The sequence below is a fragment of the Psychrobacter jeotgali genome, from assembly GCF_904846315.1.
Taxonomy (GTDB): domain Bacteria; phylum Pseudomonadota; class Gammaproteobacteria; order Pseudomonadales; family Moraxellaceae; genus Psychrobacter; species Psychrobacter jeotgali.
Genome location: NZ_CAJHAF010000001.1, coordinates 579938 through 597454 on the forward strand (window position 1 = coordinate 579938; position 17517 = coordinate 597454).

Consider the following 17517-nt stretch of genomic DNA (forward strand, 5'->3'; position numbering starts at 1 on the left):
TTGACGACTTATCAGTGTAAATACAAACGGTGGTCGCAGTGACTCTCAAAATCACCAATGCAATAATAAGTGATGGAAATTTACTATGGATTATTTAGTCATGCGCTTATACGCGCCAATATCTTCTTGGGGGACGCTGGCGGTAGGAGAGGATAGACCTACGGTTAACTATCCCACTCGCAGTGCGGTGCTGGGTTTGCTGAGTGCTGCTTTGGGTATCAAGCGTAGTGAGACGCAAAAGCTAAAAGACTTAGCCAATAGCATTGGTATTGCGTCTAAAACCTATAGCGAGGGTACTATACTGCGTGACTATCATACGATCCAAACGCCTACTGCTGGTAAGGGTGTTAAGTTTTTTACGCGCAAGCAAGAGCTACAGAGCGCCAAGGTTGAAACTATTTTATCTTCAAGAGACTACCGCGAAGATGGGCTGTGGGTCGTGGCTATCTGGCTAAAGGCAAACGCTAATAGTAGTATGCTTGAATACCAGTTTGACTTACAGCAGCTACAACAAGCGCTGAAGTATCCAAAGTTTACTTTATATCTTGGTCGTAAGTCTTGTCCTTTATCTCTTCCACTATCGCCGCAGATTGTTACTGCAAGTCATCTAAAAACGGCTTTGGATGTCAGTATAGATGAGCTTTTGGTAACATCGTCACAAGATGAGACCGCAGTACAGCCTAATGCCCCAACAGATAAGCGTAACGGGTTTACTAAATGGCAAATTAATGAACTGATAGATACTATTGTCAGTGATAGGTATTTACCGACTACCATAGATTATACCGTTATCAATGAGCAAAGTAACCGTCTGCGCCAAGTGACTTATCATTGGGAAGGCGAGATTGAGTTAATGTTTAAAGATACGCCGCCAGCTAATATCTTTACCCATCATCATTGGGATGAGCCAACGGATCGTAAGCAGTGGCAGTTTACGCAGCGCATTGGTCATCAGTGGACAACGCTTGAGCCTATTAATAATGCTAAAGAGGTAAAAAAAATAATGTCAAATACACCAGATAAGGGAGAGGTGCTATGAATTATCTGAGTAAAGTGACCCTTAAGCCGAGCATGCATGCCAAGCACTTGTTTGTGAAGGAACAAATAAATCCGCAACGTCCATCATCAATGGGTAACGACACGCCGAAAACCGATAATCCTTATCGGGTGCACCAAGCGCTATGGCAACTATTTGATTTGCCACCGGGAAGTGACAGACCCTTTTTGTATAGAGAGTATGAACGTGGTGGGGAGACGTTTTATTATGTGTTATCTACCATTAAGCCTAACTTAGACCATCTGTTTTTTAACGTGCATGCTAAAGTTTTTAACCCCAAATTTTTTGCGGGGCAGCGTTTGGCATTTGAGTTACGAGCTAACCCTGTCAGTAGTCTAAAGGATGCTCAAGGCAAATCATCTCGGCACGATGTGTTAATGCTCGCTAAGAAGTCGATGATTTCTCAAGGCTTTGATGATTCTTATAGTATTGATCAAGCCATGTTCGATGCTGGCGTAGACTGGATTACCAGTCAAGAGCGCATGCAAGCATGGGGCGTGGTCATCCATCCCAATCTAGAGCTGTCTGCTTATACGCAGCACCGACTGCGCCGTAGCAAACAAGACTTAGAGCAGCAAAAGCAAGCTGACGATACTACGGATAAAAAGCCAACCAAAGCTAAAAAAAAGATGATTCAGTTTTCAAGTCTTGACTATGCAGGCGCACTTGAAATTCAAGATGTAGACTTATTTTATAATCAAATGATAAAGGGTTTTGGTAAACAAAAAGCCTTTGGCTGCGGTCTTATGCTTGTCCGTCCACTACGTCAGAACAACCAATAATTATTATTCAGTTTTTATAAACTACCATTAATACTACAATTACCAGTTGAGTCTACTTATGGCATTTATCCCCCTAAAGCCTATTCCTATTAAAGAGCGTAACTCTATGGTGTTTGTAGAGCGTGGTCAAATTGACGTCAAGGATGGTGCGTTTGTAGTTATAGACAAAAATGGCGTTCGCATGCATATTCCAGTCGGCTCTACTACTTGTTTAATGTTGGAGCCAGGGACGCGGATAAGTCATGCTGCTATTGCCTTAGCAGCCAAGACAGGCACGCTGCTTATCTGGGTTGGAGAGGGCGGTGTTCGTCTCTATTCAGTTGGGCAGCCGGGCGGTGCACGCTCAGATAAATTACTGTATCAAGCCAAACTGGCTCTAGATGAGAAGCTCAGACTAAAAGTCGTCAAAAAAATGTTTGAGATTCGCTTTAATGAGACAGCACCCAGTCGGCGTAGTGTTAATCAGCTGCGAGGTATTGAAGGGGGGCGAGTCAAAAAAATCTATCAGCGTCTGGCATCAGAGCACGGTATGATTTGGAAAGGACGCTCTTATGATCCTAGCGACTGGGACGTGTCAGATGATCTCAATCGCTGTATCAGTGCCGCAACCGCTTGCCTTTATGGTGTTACCGAAGCCGCAATTTTAGCAGCTGGCTATGCGCCTGCCATTGGATTTTTGCATACTGGAAAACCAAAAAGCTTTGTCTACGATATTGCCGATTTGGTAAAGTTTGAAACCGTGGTTCCCGTTGCTTTTGAGATTGCCAAGCAAGCGCCTCGCAATCCTGATAGAGAAGTCAGAATCGCTTGCCGTGAGATATTTAGACAAAGCAAACTGCTAAAAAACTTGATTCCCATGATTGAGGAGGTTTTATCTGCAGGAGAAATTGAACCACCAGAGCCTTATGCGGATGCTCAGCCACCCGCCATTCCAGAACCTAAGTCTATCGGCAACGAAGGTCATCGTAGTCAGTAGATATCGATATAAGGAGATAGGTTATGAGTATGTTAGTTGTGGTGACTGAGACTATACCGCCAAGGCTAAGAGGTCGATTGGCAATATGGTTATTAGAAGTACGAGCAGGCGTATATGTTGGCGATGTCTCACGTAGAGTTCGAGAGATGATATGGGAGCAGGTCTTAGAACTGGCTGAAGAGGGCAATGTGGTCATGTCATGGGCAACCAATACAGAATCAGGCTTTGATTTTGTCACTTATGGTGAAAATAGGCGAATACCTATAGATCATGAAGGCATGCGTTTGGTACAATTTTATCCATTGGAGACTGATGAAAATTAATATCTTTAATTTCAACAACTTAATCATTCAGAAGATGAGTGATATATACTATTTAACAACTAAAAAACTTGGTAGAATAATAACAATAGAAAAATAATAATAATTTCATGGACTTACAACAAGTCTGTTCCCCGTGAGTACGGGGATTAACCGATTAATAGACCGAGCGACGCAGCTACCCGCCACTGTTCCCCGTGAGTACGGGGATTAACCGCTTGCGAGGGGATTCTCCGCCGAGCCGAGAAGCTGTTCCCCGTGAGTACGGGGATTAACCGTAATAGTGCTTTTTTTCTGCATTGCTCATACCCTGTTCCCCGTGAGTACGGGGATTAACCGCCTGTCATGAGCTTGGTTAAGTGGCTAGCATGCTGTTCCCCGTGAGTACGGGGATTAACCGCCTTGTAACAACTCGCCGGTGCCAGATAAAAACTGTTCCCCGTGAGTACGGGGATTAACCGGCAAAGATTGCTGAGCGCTACAGCATTACCGACTGTTCCCCGTGAGTACGGGGATTAACCGTACCGGTAGCAACAGAAGATCAGGTGCAAATACTGTTCCCCGTGAGTACGGGGATTAACCGTACCGGTAGCAACAGAAGATCAGGTGCAAATACTGTTCCCCGTGAGTACGGGGATTAACCGGCCACCAGTTACTGCTAGTGAGGGAACTTGCTCTGTTCCCCGTGAGTACGGGGATTAACCGATTATCGAGCCTGACGAATTAGCGAGCATGCACTGTTCCCCGTGAGTACGGGGATTAACCGCGTCGTCTTTTTGTGATAACGCTTTTGCGCTTCTGTTCCCCGTGAGTACGGGGATTAACCGTATTCTTTGCGCATGGTATTTATCCCCCGTTACTGTTCCCCGTGAGTACGGGGATTAACCGTCTTATGGAGTTTGGGCTGTAGACGTGCATAGCTGTTCCCCGTGAGTACGGGGATTAACCGCGTTTACGGCTCTTACTCTAGCTACATAGTTACTGTTCCCCGTGAGTACGGGGATTAACCGCTGGTCTAAAACAATTTAATAGAGAGTATAACCTGTTCCCCGTGAGTACGGGGATTAACCGCGTTAACTTAGAGTCTGGCCGCGCCCAAACTCCTGTTCCCCGTGAGTACGGGGATTAACCGCAAACGCTAAAACAGCAGACGATAAAGCAGTACTGTTCCCCGTGAGTACGGGGATTAACCGATTAGATAAAACTTACTTGATTAGTATTGATTCTGTTCCCCGTGAGTACGGGGATTAACCGATTAGGCTTAACTGGTGCGCCGTCACTACTAGCTGTTCCCCGTGAGTACGGGGATTAACCGGACGCCCAGCGTCAGCGCGTGATTTGCGAGCCCTGTTCCCCGTGAGTACGGGGATTAACCGCCATGAGCCGCGATATCTTAGCGCACAACATGCTGTTCCCCGTGAGTACGGGGATTAACCGTCCTAGCCTTTGATGCTAATACGCTAACAGGACTGTTCCCCGTGAGTACGGGGATTAACCGATACCTGCTAATTGCTGTAATACTGTAAAAGCCTGTTCCCCGTGAGTACGGGGATTAACCGGTTGAGCATACTGGTAAAGACGGTGCTGAGTTCTGTTCCCCGTGAGTACGGGGATTAACCGTTACGTTCTAACTCTTCTTGCGCTTGGTCGTTCTGTTCCCCGTGAGTACGGGGATTAACCAGATGCGTGAGTACTGCTACGAGAGTGTCAAAGCTGTTCCCCGTGAGTACGGGGATTAACAGGTCAGATTAATGATAATAGTTTATATGAGGCACTGTTGTTTATAGCATGAGAATTAATATAAGCATACAAATAATATATAAAAACCTACCTATACATTAATTTGACCACCTGAAAAGATGATACATCCTTCACATAACCAAGATTCTAATCTTCTTGCATAAGGTATATCTGCTGGTACATCAAGCTCGTACGGATGACCGCAATACTCACAGTGTATATCATCTAAGTAAACTTGACATTTTGCAAGTGTACTAAATAGTACAGAATGACTTATGCCATAAGATTGACACAGTGTTTCTACGTGAGCAATATAGTTGTTAGGCGAACTATACAACCAATACTCACGGCAAACATCTTTTACGATATCATTCAGCACTGGGTCAAACACAAAAATCAGACTCATAGCATCCTCCTTAGTGCCCATAACCAGTTTGTGGTAACAGCCCATAAAGTTCAACTTCTAGCTGATTACATATCTCATCAAGCAGATAGTCAGGATTGACCTCTAAGTGCTTTTGTACCCATACGCGCAGTGCCATATGATTATCAAAACAAGTCTTCACTCCTAAGAAGCGTGCTAGATGAGATCCAGGTTGAATGCATAACTCACGAATAAGCATATTAGCAATCTCGTTAGCATCTTCACTGATAGCACCGTCAGGCTTAAACTCGGCAAATAGTTCTTCATAATTGATAATTTTCATTGTGACGTCTCCTTGTCAGTTTGTACATTCGCAAATACAGCTTCACCTTCAGAGCTATTTGATGCGTCTGTTAATTTCTCCTTACTCGCAAGTAGCAGATTATCCATTGCTGAACCGTCTTGGCGAGTAATATCAGGAACATAGCGGCTATACACTCGAAATAGCATCTCCGTACTACTATGACCCATTTGCCGCGCTATCCATTCAGGGTTTTCACCTGCAGCCAGCCAAAGCGTTGCTGCCGTATGCCGAGTCTGATAAGCGCGCCTGTGTTTCAGACTGAGTAGGGCAAGTGTGGGTTTCCATACTCGTCTATTCACATTGCGATACTCCAAAGGATTACCTTGAGAATTGCAAAAAACAAACTCTGACTTACCATACGTGATAGCCTTTTGCTCCTGCAAAGCGTCATAAACCAGCTGTGACATAGCTATCTCACGTTGTGAGCCTAACGTCTTAGTTGGTCCCATCTGACCGTTCACTAATGCACCGCGAATACTAATCTCACGCCGATCAAAGTTAACACATTCCCACTTGAGACCATCGATCTCACTAGTACGCATTCCTGTGAAAAAACGAATAGTGTAATAGGGTTTGTAATCAGCACGAACATGCTCTAAAAATAACCATACTTCAGCCAGCGTAAAAGGATGCACATCCGGACGAGCTTGTTTGAGCGTTTTAATATTCCTATATGGCATTTCAAACTCGTAGCGATCGGCCGCTTCTTGTAGTATCATACGTAGTGGTACCATGATCTCGTTGATCCGTGCTACTGACAGACTTGACTGTGCATCTTTACCGTAACGAACTTTGGCGAGTGAACTACGGAAGGCCAGCAAGTCTGTTTTCTTTATAGCATGTACTGCTTTACCACCAAACTCAGGTAACAGATACTTATCAAGGATAATCTGAATCTTACCTTGATAACTCGGTCGCCATTCAATCTTCTTCTCTTCATACCAAATATCAGCAAACTGCTTAAAGGTTGGATTACGACTGATACAAGCTTCTGCTCTATCAGCCAGTGCCATCATCTCCTGTGCTCGTTCACTCTTTGGGAAATAAGCAGCATAATTAAAGATGCCTAGGGTGATTTCTGCTTCCATTTTTTCGATAATCTTAGCCAGTTTTTTTCTATTGGCTGGGGTGTCTGTGAGATTAGTTGTCTCACGGCAACGTATATTCATATATCGAAAATCTACGAATAGTTTGCCACGTCTTGCTCTTATTGAGGCCATTGTTGAGCTCCCTGTTTAATTAAAATTTACTGTAAAGCCATACCGTTGATGGCGCTCATGACAGGCTTACACATATCCTCTTCGATACGCTCCCATACATATAGAATTTTACGTCCACCAAAGGGGCGTATGTAATGGATGTTCTCGATCAGAACCGTGTCCTTAAGTTGATTGCGAATGGTACGGGCATCGTATTTGATACGGTCAGCTAGTTCTTGAGTGGTGAGATAGGTCTGTGACATAATGGTTCTCCATGTGGGATAATTTTTCTATTAGTGAGTTATTAGTTATCACTAATGAGTATATATTATCTGCAAATATTATCACTTACAAGCACTTTTTTATCACTTTAGGGATTTTATATATGATTAAACTCAATTTGCCTGTTTTATTTGCAGAAAGAGGTATTCGTGTAGCGGATGCTGATAGGATGTCGAAACTAGGAAGGTCTACTCTATATCGAATGTATAATAACGAGGTCACTCGAATAGATTTTGATTCACTAAATGAGCTTTGTAAGCTTTTAGATTGCACGCCTGGAGATATCATTATCTACGAAGAAGATGAAGTAGATGATAAGAGTAAGAAGAGCGAGGATAGAGATTAATGTTCTTTTTAAGATAACTTAGAAAAAGCGAAAGGTCATAGAGGGTGGGAGTAATAAGTTTAAGCTACTCAATTGATCTTGATAGTGGGATTGGAGGAACTATTCTATAAATAGTCTCGTATTTAAACGTTATAAATCTGACAACTTAACATTGTAGTTTTCACAAAATGAGAATGAGAATAAGGTTGAGTTCAAGATTAAGATGACATTCAACCTTCTGAGTAAGTGTCATTAATTTTGATGATATAAATTGTCTAGGTTGGTGTCAATTCAGTATTCGCGGTTTTAGGGCGGGGCACAGTTTGGGCACCAAATGGGCACCGCCCCGAAAACGAGCCTTTTGACTGAGTAGCTAAACTTAACTATATTCAAAAATATATTTCGAAAAACCCTCTACAGCCCCCGAAAAACGGACAAAAAAAAGCCTCACTGTGAAGTGAGGCTTTTTAAGTATTTGGAGCGGGATAAGAGATTCGAACTCTCGACCCCAACCTTGGCAAGGTTATGCTCTACCACTGAGCTAATCCCGCTAAATCATCATATCAACTATCGTCTGATGATGAAGGCGTATTATACGCCATTTTTTGTTGCTGTCAATAGTTATAATAAAAGAAAATCAAAAGTAGCAAAATAGCTATGTTCTACATCTACATTCTCATGTTATAACTTATTTTTATAACGACTATTCCAAAAGACTTAGTTAAAAGTAAGCTAGAAAATGAAGTTATAATTTCCAATCTAATTTTTATAAGTATAACTACTTACAAAGCTATAAATCAAGGACAACTATAATGAGCCAACAATATACTATCGCAGACTATTTATTTGACCGTATTAGCGAGGCTGGTGCGACTGAAGTGTTTGGGGTGCCTGGTGATTACAATTTATCTTTTCTAGACAATATTATCGAATCGGATAAGCTACGCTGGGTGGGTAATACCAATGAGCTCAACGCCGGCTATGCCGCTGATGGCTATGCTCGTGAGCGTGGGTTTGCTGCTATGGTGACGACCTTTGGTGTAGGGGAGCTATCAGCGATAAATGCCACCGCTGGTTCTTATGCTGAGTATGCACCTGTATTACATGTCGTAGGCGCACCTACTATGGCTCAGCAAGATGCCAAGCGTAGAATCCATCATTCTTTAGGTGATGGGGTTTTTAATCACTTCATAAAAATGGTAGAGCCTGTAACCGTAGCTCGTGCTCATATTACCCCAGAAAATGCCGCTTCTGAGATTGACAGAGTCATTCGTTTGACCCTTAAAAAACATCGTCCAGGCTACTTAATGTTATCACCGGATGTGGCAAAGATGCCCATTTATCCACCAACCACCAAGCTAGATGATAGTCAAGAAAATATTACTAGCCAAGCGGCATTGACTGACTTTAAACAAGCGCTGATAGAGTTTTTGCCCAATAAAACTACGACTTTGATGGCAGACTTAATGGTGCATCGTTTGGGATTGCAAAATCAGCTTAAAGCGCTTATTGCTGACACTGAGATTCCTTATACTACCTTATCATGGGGCAAAACCTTACTTGATGAGCAAAGCGAACGTTGGGCGGGCACTTATGCTGGGGTGGCATCGCGTCCTGTCGTCAAGGATGCAGTGGAAAATTGCGAATGTTTAATAAAAGTGGGCGTTAATTATACGGATACTACGACTGCAGGATTTAGCCAAGATATTGATGAAAAAGTGGTCGTTGATTTGCACTATGAGCGGGCAAGTATTAGTGGTCAAAACTTTGCACCGATATCCTTAAAAGACTCGCTACAAACCCTACATGAGGTGCTAACGTCTGGAATAAAAATAACCCCTAAAGCCCTATCAGGTCAAGTACATCCTCATGAGCAGCACGGAGACGATAATGAAGCTATTCGCCAAGATGATTTGTGGCATATTATTGCTGATCACTTAGATAGTAAACACTTGGTCTTTGCTGATCAAGGAACGGCTTATTTTGGTATTAGTGATGTGCGCCTGCCAGAGGGGGTGACTTGTTACGGTCAACCGATGTGGGGATCTATTGGTTATACACTACCAGCCAGTCTGGGCGCTAGTATAGCTTCACCTAATAAGCGTAATGTTCTGCTAATCGGTGATGGCTCAGCATTACTGACTATACAAGAAATGGCAGTCATGCTCAAAGAGCGTACTAATCCGATTATTGTCCTTATTAATAATGAGGGGTATGCGGTTGAGCGTGCCATCCACGGTGAGAACCAGCATTATAATGATATTCCAAACTGTGATTGGCAAGTCATGCCAAAAGCTTTCGGTGGTAATGATGATAATAGTTTGTGTATAAAGGCTAAAACTGCAGGCGAGCTAAAAGCTGGACTTAAAAAGGCCAATGAGACTACCGACAAGCTGGTGATGTTAGAAGTCATAACTGATAAGCACGACATACCGCCTTTATTAAAAGATATTAGCGAATCGCTCAAATAATAGATAAATAAACTATTTTGGGTTTGAAGTGTAACAATCTCAAACTCTATCAGTACTCAATAAAACCCCTTTAAATCTAGCATTTAAAGGGGTTTTATTTTGGTGAGGTGATTGCCTTATCGTGAACCACATTTATCATCGAGCTGCCTCGACACTTATCCCTTCAAGCCTTTCTAGCATCATTTAAGGATAAGTAATAGGTTTTTGGGAGCCAGCCTTATCAACTATTCTATTTTTTAATAACTGTATTCTACTTATTACACAACTGCTTCACCAACGACAAAAGATTTAATGATAAAATCGCCAACCGTTATGGCCTAGTTACATCTGTAGGCCAACTATTTTATTGATCGAATTAGCTGTTTGATCCCGCGCAGATCAGTCTCATATTAATAGGAAGCTGTCATGATTGTTTGGCAAAAACCGAATGCCTTTAGAATACTTTTTACCTTGCGCGGTTCTGTAATCCCCCATATTTATCCTCAGGTCATATTAATTACCCTGCTAAGTGCCATAATTTCGGCAGTTCAGCATCTGATACCAAGCTCTTTTTCCTCTTATGGAGCTGCACCTTTTACCTTAATGGGAATTGCTTTGTCATTGTTTCTTGGATTTCGAAACAATGCAAGCTACCAACGTTGGTGGGAGGCTCGATGTCTATGGGGTCAGTTGGTATTTGAGGCTCGTAGCTTCACACGTCAAATACTCTCTTTTATAGATGAAGATAGTGAGGACGGACGGCACACTCAGCAGTCTATGGTCCATCTTACTATTGCTTTTACTCACGCTTTGCGCCATCGCCTTCGCAAAACTTCTCCTTGGGAGGACGTTCAGCGCTTTGTAGAGCCAAAATATCACCATAGTATACGCCAAGCAGGAAACCTACCTGAGTACCTGCTACGACTGATGGGCAAAAAACTCGGTTATAGTCGGCGTCAACAATTAACTTCAGAGCTTATGATACAAAATATGGACGAACGTCTTACCTCTATGACTATAGTCTTGGCTGCTTGCGAGCGCATTCATAATACGCCCTTGCCATTTGCTTATACTTTACTGGTACATCGCACCACTTATCTATACTGCTTTATGTTACCTTTTGGCTTAGCCACTTCGTTGGGCTGGGTAACCCCTTTAGTTTGCGGTGTCATTGCTTATACCTTTTTTGGGTTGGATGCCCTCAATGAAGAAATAACTGAACCTTTTGGTGTAGCGGCTAATCATTTGCCCCTTACGGCCATATCTCGCACTATCGAAATTAACCTATTAGAAGCATTGGGAGAAAGTGAGCTTCCACCTGAAGTTACCTCTGAAGGCGGCTATTTACAATAATTGATTAATATTATTATCGTCTGGCTGCGTAACTCAAATCTCCTAAGTCAATGTCTACAAATTTGACGGCATAGTATCAACTATAGCGATGCAAGCATTCGTTTATGGATATAAGTTTAGTTCTAAAGATTTCATCTTAAAGGCTTAACTAACCTAACTCCTCGTTATTTAAATTAATATAGTAATATTAATTACCATTATCAAAATACTGGTTGCAACGCTATATTTACTATCTTAGTATGTCTAATAGAGTCTAATCATTAAGATTGATAATTAAGCCATTATATAATGGTAATAATAATTACTGTTTATTATGAGTTAATCATTAAGTCTATTATGAAATTCTAAATCCATTCATTATCACAAGATAAAACCGTCAAGGAAGACTTTATGAGTATCAAAACATTTTCAGCAAAGTGGATGACCGAAGAGCACGAAATGGTATACGACAGTGCTCTAAAGATGTTTCAAAGCTGGGAAGACAGAGACGAGCAGTGGCGCGACAATGGGATGATCGACCGCGATGCTTGGGAAGAGGCGGGCGAGATGGGCTTTTTATGTGCGTCAATACCAGAAGAATACGGCGGCGGTGGCGGCGACTTTGGTCACGAAGCCGCTATTATTTTGGCTCAAGCGCAAGCGAACCAAGCCGGTTATGGCGGTATGGTACATTCAGGTATTGTGGCGCCCTATATCTATAAGCTTGGCACCGAAGAGCAGAAAAAGTCATTGCTGCCTAAGATGGCAACGGGCGAATATATCGGCGCTATTGCAATGACTGAGCCTGGCACGGGTTCTGATTTGCAAGCCATTAAGACTTATGCGACAAAAGACGGCGACGACTATATTATTAATGGTTCAAAAACCTTTATCACTAACGGTCAGCATGCCAATATTGTGCTATTAGCTTGTAAGACAGACCGTGATAAGGGTGCTCAGGGCGTCTCGCTTATCCTTGTTGAGACCGACGGTTTAGAAGGTTTTACGCGTGGCCGTAATCTCAAAAAGACCGGCCTAGCTGGACAAGATACCTCAGAGCTATTCTTTAGTAATGTCCGTGTGCCACAAAAAAACGTCCTAGGCGGTATGGAAGGTCTAGGTTTTATACACATGATGCAGGAGTTGCCACAAGAGCGCCTGATTATTGCCCTAAGTGGCTGCGGAGCTATGAAACTGGCTTTAGAGTTGACCCTCGATTATGTCAAACAGCGTGAAGCCTTTGGCAAGCCGATTTGGAAGTTCCAAAATACGCGCTTTAAGCTGGCTGAGGTGCAAGCGGATTATTTGGCGGTAAAAGCCTTGTGCGATGCAGCAGTGGAGGCGCAAATAGAGGGTAAACTTGACGCTGCGCAAGCCTCACTCATTAAGTACTGGGTGACTGAAAAACAGTGCAAAACGATGGATGAGTGTCTGCAACTATTTGGTGGTTATGGTTATATGTCAGAATATCCCATCGCTCGTATGTATGCCGATGCTCGGGTACAAAAAATCTACGGCGGTACTAATGAGATTATGAAAGAGCTGGCTTCACGCTTTATGTAATCATTTTTTAGGTCACTGTTTTATTGGCGTTATCGCTAATATAAAAGATAGAGCTGGATTTACGATAAATAAGTCCAGCCCTAGAATTAAGACTTGAGCCTCAAAACTTAATGACTATTACTTATTCAAATATTTATTCAAAAGACAGAAAAAGGGATTTTTTATGACTGAGACTGCTTATATTTATGATGCTATTCGTACTCCGCGTGGCAAAGGCAAAAAAGACGGCTCTTTATACCAAGCGTCCCCTATTTGGCTGGTGCGCGGGTTATTAAAAGAGATGCAGCAGCGTCATAGCTTAGATACTAGCTTAGTCGATGACGTGGTGCTGGGCTGTGTAACTCCGGTCGGCGAGCAGGGCTCTGATATTGCTCGTATCGCCGTTATTGATGCTGATTGGGATCAGAGCGTCGCTGGTGTCACGCTTTCGAGATACTGTGCTTCAGGACTTGAGTCTATTAACCTTGCCGCTGCCAAAGTGATGTCCGGTATGGAGGATATGGTAGTCGCAGGTGGCGTTGAGTCCATGAGCCGTGTACCGATGGGCTCTGATGGCGGCGCTTGGTACATGGATCCACGGGTCAACGCGGCGACTGACTTTGTCCCACAAGGGGTTGGCGCCGATACCATAGCCACGCTCAAAGGCTTTAGTCGTACCGATGTCGATGAGTTCGCCACTGAGTCGCACCGCCGTGCTACCAACGCTTGGGAAAAAGGCTATTATGATAAGTCAGTAGTGCCAGTTAAAGACCTCAATGGCATGCTGCTATTAGATAAGGATGAGACTATTCGTCCCAATACCACGGTTGAGACTTTAGCAGGCTTGAATCCCTCTTTTGTGATGCCCGGTCAGATGGGTTTCAATAGCGTAATCTTAGATAAATATACCACTATCGAAAAAGTAAATCACGTGCATCATGCGGGTAATTCATCCGGTATCGTCGATGGTGCTGCTTTGTGTTTAGTCGGTAGCGCTGCTGCTGGCAAAAAAGCCGGACTCAAACCACGTGCCAAAATTACTATGGCCGCAGTTATCGGCTCAGAGCCGGCTATTATGCTGACTGGTCCAACACCTGCCTGCCAAAAAGCTTTAGATAAAGCCGGCATGCAAGCCTCAGATATTGATCTTTGGGAGATCAACGAAGCCTTTGCCGCAGTGCCTATGAATACCGCTCGCGACTTTGGCATCTCGCTTGACATCGTCAACGTCAATGGCGGCGCTATTGCAATGGGTCACCCGCTAGGTGCTACGGGCGCTATGCTGATGACTACCGTACTAGATGAGCTGGAACGTCGTGACCTCAAAACGGCGATGATTACGTTGTGCGTAGGTGGTGGTATGGGTATTGCCACTATCATTGAGCGGGTGTAAAAACTTTAATTATTAAACAGATAGTGATAACTAAGAGATCATTTAAGGGACAAAAAATGACTACCAATACAGCAGGCAGTGCTAAAGATAGCGTAGATACTATTAACAAGTTAGCGAATTTTTCAGCCGAGCGTGATAATGAGGGTATCCTCACCGTAACTATCGATCAAAGCGATCGCAAGATGAATGTCATCGGCGACGGTTTTACCGAAGCTTTCGCCACTATGACAGACAGCTTTATCAATGACGCGGCTGCCAAAGGTTTAATCTTGACCTCCGCAAAAGACACCTTTGTCGTCGGCGCTGATATTGATCAGCTCTCTAACATAGAAACCGCGGAACAAGCTTTTGAGCTGGTTGAAGATTTAAAGGATAGCTTACGTAAACTTGAAACATCTGGTAAGCCCGTAGTGGCCGCCATGACCGGAACGGCTTTAGGCGGCGGCTTGGAGCTTGCTTTAGCGTGTCATTATCGCATCGCCATTGACAATCCTAAAACCAAACTCGGTCTGCCAGAAGTTAAACTAGGATTATTGCCAGGTGGGGGCGGTACTCAACGTCTGCCAAGGCTGGTTGGTATTCAAAAAGCGCTTGAGCTGATGACCCAAGGTAAAGAGCTACGTCCTAAGGCAGCACTAGATATCGGTCTTATCGATGCGACGGCTACTGATAATGATGATATGTTAGCGCAAGCAAAAGCGTGGATTAAAGCCAACCCTGAAACCCAGCAGCCTTGGGACAAAAAAGGTTTCAAGATTCCTGGCGGTGATAGCAAGCATCCTAAAGTGGTGCAAGTGTTCTCTATTGCACCTGCTATGGCCAATCAAAAGTCGCACGGCAACTATCCGGCGATTACCCATATCATGTCTTCTGTATTTGAAGGTTGTATCGTCGATATTGATACTGGTCTTGAGCTTGAATCGCGCTATTTTGCCGCTTGCGTGCTCTCAAGCGAGTCCAGAAACATGATTAACACCCTTTGGACGCAGCTTAATAGCATCAAAAAAGGTCAGTCGCGCCCTGAGGGTTTTGAGCGCTATAAAACCAAAAAGGTCGGCATTTTGGGCGCTGGCATGATGGGCGCGGGTATCGCTTACGTTTCAGCCAAGGCGGGTATGGAAGTGGTATTGCTCGATACGTCTATCGAAGGTGCCCAAAAGGGTAAAAGCTATTCTACTAAGCTGTTAGACAAGGCTATCAGCCGCGGGCGCTCAACCGAAGAGAGAAAACAAGCATTATTAGACCTTATCAAGACTACAACGTCTTATGATGATCTAGAAGGCTGTGATTTAATCATTGAAGCCGTCTTTGAAGATGTAGATATTAAAGCTGAATGTACGCAAAAATCTGAAGCCGTTATTCCAGAAACTGCCATTTATGCTTCTAACACCTCAACCTTACCTATCACTGAGCTTGCTAAAGCCAGCAAGCGTTCTAATCAGTTTATCGGTCTGCATTTCTTCTCGCCAGTCGATAAGATGCCATTGGTTGAGATTATCGTTGGCGAAGAAACTGACGATGCAACCCTAGCAAAAGGTTTTGACTATGTTGGTCAAATCGGTAAGACGCCAATCGTGGTCAATGACAGCCGCGGCTTCTACACCTCTCGTGTCTTTGGGACTTACGTCTCAGAAGGTATTGCCATGCTAGCTGAGGGTGTGCACCCACGCAGCATCGAAGTGGCTGGTATGAAGTCTGGTATGCCAATGCCGCCGCTTGCATTGCAAGATGAAGTCTCATTAAGTCTGTCACTACACGTGATGGAGCAGACTAAAAAGGCCATGCAAGCAGCAGGTAAAACCTTTACGCCGCACCCTGCCATGTCAGTGGTAGAAAAAATGGTCAATGAGCTTGGCCGTGAAGGTAAAAAGGTTGCTAAAGGCTTTTATGATTATCCTGAAAATGGTGAAAAGCACTTATGGTCCAAGCTCACTGAATTATACCCAACGACAGATGAGCAGCCGTCGCAGCAAGATTTAGTCGACCGACTACTGTACGTGCAAGCCAATGAGACCGCCAAGTGTTTCGAGGAAAACGTGGTGCGTACGGTGGCTGATGCCAACATCGGCTCTATCTTTGGTTGGGGTTTTGCACCAAACCAAGGCGGTACCTTGCAGTTTATCAATTCTGTAGGTATCGATACCTTTGTCACGCGTAGCCGTGAGCTGGCGGAGAAGTACGGTGAGCGTTTTGCGCCTGCTAATATCTTGGTGGAGATGGCTGCAAGTGGCGAGGAGTTTGTAGATGGCTAATAGCACTTTATCTGGCACGTCAGACGCATCATCTGCTATCAGTCAAATGAGCGATTGCTTACAAGGACTGTGCGTCGTTGATTTGACGCGTAACCTTCCAGGACCTTTTGCGACTAGGCTGCTGGCTGATTTGGGTGCAGAGATCATAAAAATAGAGCCTAAAGGCGGCGATCCTGCACGTGCGTTGGGTGATTTGTTCACTGCACTTAATCATGGCAAAACCATCGAAAAGGTCGATTTTCGTGACCCCAAAGGCATAGAAGCTATCAAGACGCATCTAAAGGATGCCGATGTTATGCTCGATAGCTTTCGCCCCGGTGTCCTTGAGGGCATGGGACTGGACACCCAAACCTTGCATACCATTAATCCAAAGCTGGTCATGGTATCGATTACTGGCTATGGCGTAGCTGATAGCGAAGACATCACTCATGAGTGGGCGGATAAAGCGGGTCATGATATCAACTTTATGGCGATGAGTGGCGTGCTTGATCAGCTCAAGACGGCAAATGGCGATCAGGCAATGCCTAACATCCAGTTTGCCGACTTAGCAGGCGGTAGTGATACGGCGGTGATTGCTCTTTTGGCCGCTGTGCTTTCAGCACAGCGCACGGGGAAAGGTCGCCACGTTGCCGTCAGCATGACTCATAGCTTGTATCAGCATTTGGTCATGCCAAAAGCGACTGGAAAACTGGTTGCGAGCTTTTCTGGCAAAAATCCAAAGCCGCAACATGATTTCTTAGGTGGGTTATTGCCTTGTTATCGGTTGTACAAAACCGCAGATGGTCGTCATATGGCGGTCGGCTCTTTAGAGTTAAAGTTCTGGCAAGGACTATGTGAGGTATTAGAATTGCCAGAGCTTAAGACTAAGCATTGGCAAACGGGGGTCATGCCTAATACCAAAGACAGTCAAGAGGCAGCACAAACGGTTGCTGATACCTTTGCCAGCCATAAACTTGCTCATTGGCAGCAGGTTTTTGAATCCACCGATGTTTGTGTCACACCAGTGCTAACCTTAGAGGAGGCAAAAGCCCATCCACTATTTGCCCATCAAGATAAGCATCACACAACGTTAGGATGGCAACAGATTATATGAGTTAAATTAATATTATCAATTTGTCATAAACGTATTACCAAGGAAG

At 44.0% G+C, this 17517-nt stretch carries 15 protein-coding genes, 1 tRNA gene and 1 CRISPR repeat array; of the genes, 11 read left to right on the forward strand and 5 right to left on the reverse strand.

Annotated features, from left to right (window positions below; all coding sequences use genetic code 11):
• The first annotated feature begins 85 nt into the window (after positions 1-85).
• The 4 genes from cas5e to cas2e are packed head-to-tail and all read left to right on the forward strand — an operon-like array spanning position 86 to position 3138.
• On the forward strand, positions 86-1039 hold the full coding sequence (gene cas5e / locus JMX18_RS02365) for a type I-E CRISPR-associated protein Cas5/CasD (RefSeq protein ID WP_201583367.1): 954 nt from the start codon (positions 86-88) through the stop codon (positions 1037-1039).
• Positions 1036-1839, forward strand: coding sequence for a type I-E CRISPR-associated protein Cas6/Cse3/CasE (gene cas6e / locus JMX18_RS02370; RefSeq protein ID WP_201583373.1), 804 nt, complete (start codon positions 1036-1038; stop codon positions 1837-1839). Before cas5e ends, cas6e begins: the two co-directional genes overlap by 4 nt.
• A gap of 58 nt (positions 1840-1897) precedes the next feature.
• Positions 1898-2815: a type I-E CRISPR-associated endonuclease Cas1e gene (cas1e, locus tag JMX18_RS02375; RefSeq protein WP_201583375.1), complete on the forward strand. Its 918-nt coding sequence runs from the start codon at positions 1898-1900 to the stop codon at positions 2813-2815.
• Positions 2816-2838: 23 nt separating this feature from the next.
• On the forward strand, positions 2839-3138 hold the full coding sequence (cas2e, locus tag JMX18_RS02380; protein ID WP_201583377.1) for a type I-E CRISPR-associated endoribonuclease Cas2e: 300 nt from the start codon (positions 2839-2841) through the stop codon (positions 3136-3138).
• Between the two features lie 124 nt (positions 3139-3262).
• A CRISPR array of direct repeats spans positions 3263-4877; the repeat unit is 29 nt; unit sequence CTGTTCCCCGTGAGTACGGGGATTAACCG.
• Positions 4878-4966: 89 nt separating this feature from the next.
• Here cas2e and JMX18_RS02385 read toward each other — a convergent pair.
• Genes JMX18_RS02385 through JMX18_RS02400 form a run of 4 tightly spaced genes read right to left on the reverse strand, consistent with a single transcriptional unit; the run spans position 4967 to position 7065 of the window.
• Positions 4967-5281: a hypothetical protein gene (locus JMX18_RS02385; RefSeq protein ID WP_201583385.1), complete on the reverse strand. Its 315-nt coding sequence runs from the start codon at positions 5279-5281 to the stop codon at positions 4967-4969.
• A 10-nt stretch (positions 5282-5291) separates the two neighbouring features.
• On the reverse strand, positions 5292-5582 hold the full coding sequence (locus tag JMX18_RS02390) for a hypothetical protein (RefSeq protein WP_201583386.1): 291 nt from the start codon (positions 5580-5582) through the stop codon (positions 5292-5294).
• Entirely contained in the window at positions 5579-6823 is a 1245-nt protein-coding gene (locus tag JMX18_RS02395) for an Arm DNA-binding domain-containing protein (RefSeq protein ID WP_201583388.1), read from the reverse strand. The genes JMX18_RS02390 and JMX18_RS02395 overlap by 4 nt, the downstream gene beginning before the upstream one ends.
• Before the next feature lie 26 nt (positions 6824-6849).
• Entirely contained in the window at positions 6850-7065 is a 216-nt protein-coding gene (locus JMX18_RS02400) for a hypothetical protein (protein WP_021815097.1), read from the reverse strand.
• A gap of 11 nt (positions 7066-7076) precedes the next feature.
• Here JMX18_RS02400 and JMX18_RS02405 point away from each other — a divergent pair, with 11 nt between their 5' ends.
• A complete protein-coding gene (locus tag JMX18_RS02405; protein ID WP_227674533.1) occupies positions 7077-7430 on the forward strand; it encodes a helix-turn-helix domain-containing protein in 354 nt (117 codons plus the stop codon).
• A gap of 455 nt (positions 7431-7885) precedes the next feature.
• Here JMX18_RS02405 and JMX18_RS02410 read toward each other — a convergent pair.
• Positions 7886-7960 (reverse strand) — tRNA-Gly (locus tag JMX18_RS02410).
• Between the two features lie 261 nt (positions 7961-8221).
• Here JMX18_RS02410 and JMX18_RS02415 point away from each other — a divergent pair.
• The 6 genes from JMX18_RS02415 to JMX18_RS02440 all read left to right on the forward strand — a co-directional run bounded on the left by JMX18_RS02415 (position 8222) and on the right by JMX18_RS02440 (position 17471).
• On the forward strand, positions 8222-9880 hold the full coding sequence (locus JMX18_RS02415; protein WP_201583391.1) for an alpha-keto acid decarboxylase family protein: 1659 nt from the start codon (positions 8222-8224) through the stop codon (positions 9878-9880).
• A 405-nt stretch (positions 9881-10285) separates the two neighbouring features.
• Positions 10286-11212: a bestrophin family protein gene (locus JMX18_RS02420; RefSeq protein WP_201583393.1), complete on the forward strand. Its 927-nt coding sequence runs from the start codon at positions 10286-10288 to the stop codon at positions 11210-11212.
• A 390-nt stretch (positions 11213-11602) separates the two neighbouring features.
• Positions 11603-12754, forward strand: a complete 1152-nt coding sequence (locus JMX18_RS02425; protein ID WP_201583404.1) for an acyl-CoA dehydrogenase family protein — start codon at positions 11603-11605, stop codon at positions 12752-12754.
• 163 nt (positions 12755-12917) lie between these two features.
• Positions 12918-14126: an acetyl-CoA C-acetyltransferase gene (locus JMX18_RS02430; protein WP_201583407.1), complete on the forward strand. Its 1209-nt coding sequence runs from the start codon at positions 12918-12920 to the stop codon at positions 14124-14126.
• A 56-nt stretch (positions 14127-14182) separates the two neighbouring features.
• Positions 14183-16378 (forward strand): 3-hydroxyacyl-CoA dehydrogenase NAD-binding domain-containing protein, encoded by a 2196-nt coding sequence (locus JMX18_RS02435; RefSeq protein ID WP_201583410.1) that lies wholly within the window; start codon positions 14183-14185, stop codon positions 16376-16378.
• Complete coding sequence (locus JMX18_RS02440; RefSeq protein WP_227674534.1) at positions 16371-17471, forward strand: CaiB/BaiF CoA transferase family protein; 1101 nt, start codon at positions 16371-16373, stop codon at positions 17469-17471. The genes JMX18_RS02435 and JMX18_RS02440 overlap by 8 nt, the downstream gene beginning before the upstream one ends.
• Positions 17472-17517 lie beyond the last annotated feature (46 nt).